The organism is Gemmatimonadota bacterium, assembly GCA_016209965.1.
In the GTDB taxonomy this organism is placed as follows: domain Bacteria; phylum Gemmatimonadota; class Gemmatimonadetes; order Longimicrobiales; family RSA9; genus JACQVE01.
In genome coordinates this window covers 1-6234 of sequence record JACQVE010000085.1, presented here as the reverse complement: position 1 = coordinate 6234, position 6234 = coordinate 1, and the positions used below count along the sequence as shown (strand labels likewise).

General features: G+C 68.6%; 8 protein-coding genes. All 8 read left to right on the top strand.

Annotated features, from left to right (window positions below; genetic code table 11):
• Positions 1-613: peptidase dimerization domain-containing protein (locus HY703_03590; protein MBI4544259.1), on the top strand; the 613-nt coding region annotated here is incomplete at its 5' end.
• 1 nt (position 614) lies between these two features.
• Positions 615-1724 (top strand): redox-regulated ATPase YchF, encoded by a 1110-nt coding sequence (gene ychF, locus HY703_03585; GenBank protein ID MBI4544258.1) that lies wholly within the window; start codon positions 615-617, stop codon positions 1722-1724.
• A 413-nt stretch (positions 1725-2137) separates the two neighbouring features.
• On the top strand, positions 2138-2515 hold the full coding sequence (gene rpsF / locus HY703_03580) for a 30S ribosomal protein S6 (protein ID MBI4544257.1): 378 nt from the start codon (positions 2138-2140) through the stop codon (positions 2513-2515).
• 1 nt (position 2516) lies between these two features.
• Positions 2517-2738 (top strand): 30S ribosomal protein S18, encoded by a 222-nt coding sequence (locus tag HY703_03575; protein MBI4544256.1) that lies wholly within the window; start codon positions 2517-2519, stop codon positions 2736-2738.
• 6 nt (positions 2739-2744) lie between these two features.
• Positions 2745-3677 (top strand): DUF2232 domain-containing protein, encoded by a 933-nt coding sequence (locus HY703_03570; GenBank protein ID MBI4544255.1) that lies wholly within the window; start codon positions 2745-2747, stop codon positions 3675-3677.
• A 20-nt stretch (positions 3678-3697) separates the two neighbouring features.
• Positions 3698-4150 carry a 50S ribosomal protein L9 gene (locus tag HY703_03565; GenBank protein MBI4544254.1) on the top strand — a complete coding sequence of 151 codons (453 nt, stop codon included), beginning with the start codon at positions 3698-3700 and terminating at the stop codon, positions 4148-4150.
• 253 nt (positions 4151-4403) lie between these two features.
• Positions 4404-4742: a ribosome silencing factor gene (gene rsfS, locus HY703_03560; GenBank protein ID MBI4544253.1), complete on the top strand. Its 339-nt coding sequence runs from the start codon at positions 4404-4406 to the stop codon at positions 4740-4742.
• A gap of 83 nt (positions 4743-4825) precedes the next feature.
• Positions 4826-6234 (top strand): TolB family protein (locus tag HY703_03555; protein MBI4544252.1); only part of this gene is annotated, 1409 nt, incomplete at its 3' end.

Genomic DNA, 6234 nt, shown 5'->3' with positions numbered 1-6234 from the left:
GCTCGACCTGCTGCCGGCAGTGCTCTTCGCGTTCCGGGAGTTCGCTGCTCAGCTCCCGGCGGACCCGGTGCTCGGAGCCTCCACGCTCGCGCCCACTGCGCTGGAAACCCTGCCTCGCAGCCCGAACGTGATCCCCGATCGAGCCCGCGTCATCGTGGACTGGCGGGTGCTGCCGGGATGGACGGCAGACGACGTCGTCTCCCGGCTGCTCGAATTCCTGCGGCCGCGCGTGCCCCTCGCTGAGGGGTACGGGCTGGCAGTCCGCTTTGGCGTCGAACACCAGACCAGTTGGGCCGGCCCAGCACAGGATCGCCAGCTCTTCACGCCCGGCTACCTGCTGGCCGCCGAGCACCCGGTTGCAGCCGCGGCCGCGGCCGCCGTGCAGCAGGCCACGGGCCGCCGCCCCGCCATCCGTCCCTGGCGTTTTGCCACGGACGGCGGCCACACCTGCGGCCAGCACGGTATCCCCACGGTCGGCTACGCGCCGGGCGAGGAGCGCTTCGCCCACACCAATCGGGAGCGCCTCGAGCTGGCCTCCGCCCGCCAGGTCTACCACGCCTATCCCGCGGTCATCCGCGCCGTGCAACAGGCCTCTGCCGGAGCGAGGCGCTGACGTGCCCAACCTCAGGCTGGGCATCGTCGGGCTGCCCAACGTAGGCAAGTCAACGCTATTCAACGCCTTGACGGGCGCCCGCGCGCCCGCCGAGAGCTACCCGTTCTGCACGGTCGATCCCAACGTGGGCGTGGTCGAGCTGCCGGACGCGCGCCTGGACCGTCTGTTCGAGAGCGTGCGGCCGCGCACCAAGGTGCCCACGGTCGTGACGTTCGTGGACGTTGCGGGGCTGGTGAAGGGCGCGGCGCAGGGGGAGGGATTAGGCAACCAGTTCCTGGCCAACATCCGCGAGGTGGACGCCATCGTCCACGTGGTGCGCTGCTTCGACGACCCGGACCTGGCCCACATGCTGGGAAGCGTGGACCCGGTGCGCGACCGGGACATCGTGAATATCGAGCTGGCGCTCGCCGACCTGCAGTCCGTCGAGCGGCGGCTCGAGCGGCTCGAGAAGGTGGCGCGCAGCGGAGACCGCAAGGCGCAAGTGGAGCTCGAGCTGCTGCAGCGGCTGGCAGCGCTACTGGCGGAGGGGCGGCCCGCCCGGCTGGTGCGGGCAGAGGGCGAGGAAGAGGCGCGCTGGCTGCGCGGGTACCAGCTCCTCACCAGCAAACGCGAGCTGTACGTGGCCAATGTTGCGGAAAGCGATCTGCCAGACGGGGAGAACCGGTGGGCGGCCGCCCTGCGCGCCGCGCTTCTGGCCGATGCCGAGCCGGCCGAGCTGCTCCCCCTCTCCGCTCGCATCGAGGCGGAGCTGATCGAACTGGCGCCCGAAGAGCGGGGCGCTTTCCTGCGTGAGCTGGGACTCGAACAACCGGGGCTGTTCCGCCTCATCCGCGCCGGCTACCACCTCCTCGACCTGATCAGCTTCTTCACCACGGGCGAGAAAGAGGTGCGCGCCTGGACGGTGCGGCGCGGGACCCGCGCGCCCCAGGCGGCGGGCGAGGTCCACTCCGATTTCGAGCGCGGCTTCATCCGCGCCGAGACCCTGGCGTGGGACGACTTCCTTGCCACCGGCTCCATCAAGGCGGCGCGGGAGCGCGGCCTCATTCGCGGCGAGGGGAAGGACTACGTCGTCCAGGACGGGGACGTCATCCTGTTCCGCTTCAACGTGTAGGGTGGTAGTCGGGCTAGGCCGTGAGCAGCCGGCTGGCCCAGCGCAGCCAGATTCTTCGTGTAGGTGGTGTAGCGGGCAAAGTAGGCCTCCTCGAGCTGGCTCAGCGACTTGAGATCGGCCTTGCTGTCAAGCGCCGGACGGGTGTCGGACCAGCTTTCGATCTTTCATGTTGGCCCGACGACGCATGTCGCCGCCCCATTCACGAAGTACGCCACGGCCTGGCGGACCGCTGCAGGGTACGATATCCACCGAAATGGGGTCCATTACCGTCAAGAGCCATGGCCAGATCGGCCAGCATGAAACTTTGAAACCAGGTCCGACGGGCTGGACAGGGTTGGGGGGCCGCGGCTAGCTTAAGTTTTTTAGCTCCTGCTCCGCCGCGGGCGGGGCCGAACAGACCGGAGGAGGCCAGCATGGCGGATTACGAGGTCGTCTACATCTTCAATTCGGCGCTGCAGGAGCCACGCATCCAGGAGAAGCTGGATCGGTACCACGCGCTGGTGGCGGGTGACGGTTCGGGCGAGATCCTGGCGGTGGACCATTGGGGGAAGCGGCAGCTGGCGTATCCCATCCAGAAGCGGACCAACGGCTATTATGCGGTCGCGCAGTTCCGGGCGGAAGCTGCGGCGTTGCCGGAGTTCGAGCGGGCGCTGAAGCTGGATGAGGATCTCTTGCGTTACCTGATCGTGCTGCACGAAGGCGAGCCGACGGCGCCCATGTCCCTGGCGACACGCGAGCCGCGGCGGGCGGAGGAGGAAGCAGCGGACGAGGAAGAGGAAGAGGAGGAGTAAGGTGCGACGGGGGCAGAAAGCCTGTCCGCTGTGTGAGGCGGGCATCCGGTTTCTGAACTACAAGGATGAGAAGACGCTGTCGCGCTTCATCACGGATCAGGGCAAGATCCTGCCCCGGCGGATGACCGGGATGTGCGCGCGGCATCAGCGGCAGGTCGGGACGGGCATCAAGCGGGCGCGCTACCTGGCGCTCCTGCCCTTTGTCCGCGGGTACGAGGGGTAGCGTCGGGTGGCGGAGCGCGGCTGGCGCGGGTGGGGCACCGTTCTGGTGCTTTCGCTGGTGACGGCGTCTCTCTCCATCGTGAACGCGGCGCTGCTCGTCTTCGTGCCGCTCTGCCTGTTGCTGGTAGGGCTGCCGCCGCGCCGCCCCGTGCAGGCCGCGCTGGTGTTGGCGCTGGCGGCGGCACTGTTCTTCGGCCGGCCGGCGGGGCCGCTCTGGTACGCCGAGCGGGGGTGGGTGCTCATGCTGGGCGGCTGGTTCCTGCTGATCGTAGCGCTCTGGCCGGCGGGCGTGTTCTTCTCCCGGGCGCTCTCGGCGCTGGCGGGGGCGGGCGCGACCGCCGTGGGGTTGGCACTGCTGGACCGCCGCGGCTGGCGGGAGCTGGACTGGAGCGTGGCCCGGCGACTGCGCGGCGCTGCGGCCGAAGTGGTGGCCTCGTGGGGCAGTGCGGCCGGAATCGAGGGTGTATCCGGCCGGTTCTCCTCGGCCGTGTACCAGGCGGCAGAGCTGCAGGCGGCGCTCTACCCCGCATTGCTGGCGCTGGGCTCCCTGGCGGCGTTGGGGGTCGCCTGGTGGATGTATCGACGGCTGACGGCCAAAGAGCCGCAGCCGCTGCGGCCACTGCGCGAGTTCCGCTTCCGCGACGAGCTGGTCTGGCTACTCATTGCCGGGATACTGCTGGTGCTGCTGCCGGTTGGAGGCGTGGCGAGCCGAACGGGGACGAACCTGCTGACCTTCATGGGGGCGCTGTACGCGCTGCGCGGCGGCGCGGTCATGCTGGCGCTGCTCGGCGCACCCGGACCGGCTGCGGCGCTGCTCGGCGGCGTGGCCGCGCTCCTGCTCTATCCGCTGTTCATGGCGGCCGCGCTGGTGCTGGGACTCAGTGACACCTGGCTGGACCTGCGGGCGCGCGGGCGGTCGGCGCCGCGCCCCGGATCTTGAAGGAGTAAGGGATGAGAACAGTGAAGGTCATCCTGCGGCGGCCCGTGCCCAAGCTGGGCGAGGCGGGCGACATGGTGAGTGTGCGGCCAGGCTACGCGCGCAACTACCTGCTGCCTGGCGGGCTGGCTGCCGAGGCTACCGCGGCGAACATACGGGCGCTGGAAGAGGAGCGGCGTCGTGGGGAGCAGCGGGCGCGGCGCGACTATCTCGAAGCGCGGCGGCGGGCCTCGCAGTTGGAGGGCATTTCGTTGACCTTCCACGCGCGCGCGGGCGAGGAGGCGAAGCTGTTCGGCTCGATTACGGCGCCGGACATCGCGGACCGCCTGAACGAGCAGGAGCTGGACTTCGAGGTGGACCGCCGCCAGGTTGAGCTGGAAGAGCCGATCAAGTCGCTGGGCGTCTACGCGGTTCCCGTGCGGCTGCACACCGACGTACGCCCGGAAATCAAAGTCTGGGTGATCAAGGCCGAATAGGCGCCGCTGGCGCCGCCCGCCGGGGCGGGTGTGCGCGCGCAGCACCTAACCCCTATCCGAACCACATCGCTTCCGCGCCGGCTGGCCTGGATGATGCACGTGTTGCCGGTCCGTGCGCAGGGGACCTGACCGCCTGTACTGGGCGGCAGCCGGGAACTTTCGCGGTTGGGCCGGATTACTAGGCGGCGAGATGAGGGGTGGTTTCCATGAGGCGGCAGCGCCGAGTTGGGCAAGGGCAGGGTCGTGGCTCGCCATGCCCGCGGAACTGGCCAGGGCGGCCGAACTGGCTCTCGACCGGAAGGGGCGGGAGCTTCTGGTCCTGGACCTGCGCCGGTTCTCCAGCGCGACGGACTACTTCCTCCTGGTCAGCGGCACCTCGGACCTGCACGTGCGGTCCATCGCGGAGCACATTATTGACGAACTGAAGCAGGCAGGCGTCCGGCCCGGTCACGTCGAGGGTCTGCGCGGCGGCCGCTGGGTCCTGATCGACTATATTGACTTCGTCGTGCACGTGTTCCATCCCGCGGCGCGGGATTTCTACCAGCTCGAGCGCCTCTGGGGCGATGCCCCCAGCCACGCCCTCGAGGCCTAACGGGAGGGCGCTATGAGGTGTCAGAGAGCTGCAGGGCCGAGCGCTCAGGCACGCCTGCCCTCGAAGCTTAACCGGAGGACCCCATGAGTCAGCGCCTCCTGACCTCCGCCCTGGTCCTGGCCGCCCTGCTGTTCACGGCCGGCGAGCCGGCGAGCGGTCAACACTTCGGCCGCAACAAGGTGCAGTACCGCTCCTTTGACTTCAAGGTGATCAAGACGGAGCACTTCGACGTCTACTTCTACGAGCAGGAGCGGGAGGCGGCGCTGGACGCGGCGCGCATGGTTGAGCGGGCGTATGCGCGGCTGTCGCGGCTGCTGCAGCACGAGTTCCGGGAGCGCAAGCCCATCATCCTGTACGCGTCGCACTCGGAGTTTCAGCAGACGAACGCGATTCCGGGGGCCATTGAGGAGGGCACGGGCGGTGTAACGGAGCCGTTGAAGAACCGCGTGATCTTGCCCTTCACGGGCTCGTACGCGGAGTTCGAGCACGTGCTGACCCACGAGCTGGTGCACGCCTTCCAGTTCGACGTGCTGTACCGCCGTGCCGTGCTGGCCGAGGCCACGCCGTTCGCGGCGCGCCCACCCCTCTGGTTCATGGAGGGGATGGCCGAGTACCTCTCGATTGGCCGCATCGACCCCCACACGGCTGCCTGGCTGCGGGACGCCGCACTGTCCGGCTACCTGCGCAGCATTGCCGAGATGACCCGCCGGGACGACTACCTCTCCTATCGCTTTGGCCAGGCCTTGTGGGCTTATGTCGGCTCGAAGTGGGGCGACGAGGTGATCGGGATCTTGCTGCAGAAGGCGCCGCGGGTCGGCCTCGAGCGCGCGTTCCAGTCCACGCTGGGCATCAGCCTCGAGGAGCTGAACCAGGAGTGGACGGCCGCGGTACGCAAGACCTACCTCGTTCAGGTCACGGAGTACCAGCGGCCGGAGAGCTTCGGGGAACGGCTCACCCACCACGCCCGCGTCGAAGATCCCTGGTTCCTCGCACCCGCCATCTCGCCGGACGGCAGCCTGATGGCGTTCTTTTCCCAGCGAGACGGCTTTTTCTTCGACCTCTGGCTGGCGGATGCGCGTACGGGCAAGGTCAAGCACAAGCTGGTCGAGTCGGGCGGTGAACCGGATTTCGAGTCGCTGCGCTTCCTCAACTCCTCGGCCGCGTTTTCACCGGATGGCAAATACCTGGCGTTCAGCGCCAAGACCGGCGGCCAGGATGCCATCTATGTTCTCGACGTGGCCAAGCGCCGCGTCTTGAAGCGGCTGAAGTTCGACCTGAACGGGATCGAGAATCCCACCTGGTCTCCCGATGGGCGGCACCTGGCTTTCACAGGTCTGGATGGTGGGATCAGCGACCTGTTCGTGACGGATCTCGAGGGCGCCGTCCGCCGCCTCACCAACGATCGCTACGCGGACCTGCTGCCCGCCTGGTCTCCCGATGGCCAGACCATCGCCTTCAGCACGGACCGCGGGGATGCGACCGATTTCCAGCG

Coding starts and splice junctions, on each gene's coding strand:
- rsfS (MBI4544253.1), top strand. CDS start 4,404: ATGCCCGCGGAACTGGCCAGGGCGGCCGAACTGGCTCTCGACCGGAAG.
- rpsF (MBI4544257.1), top strand. CDS start 2,138: ATGGCGGATTACGAGGTCGTCTACATCTTCAATTCGGCGCTGCAGGAG.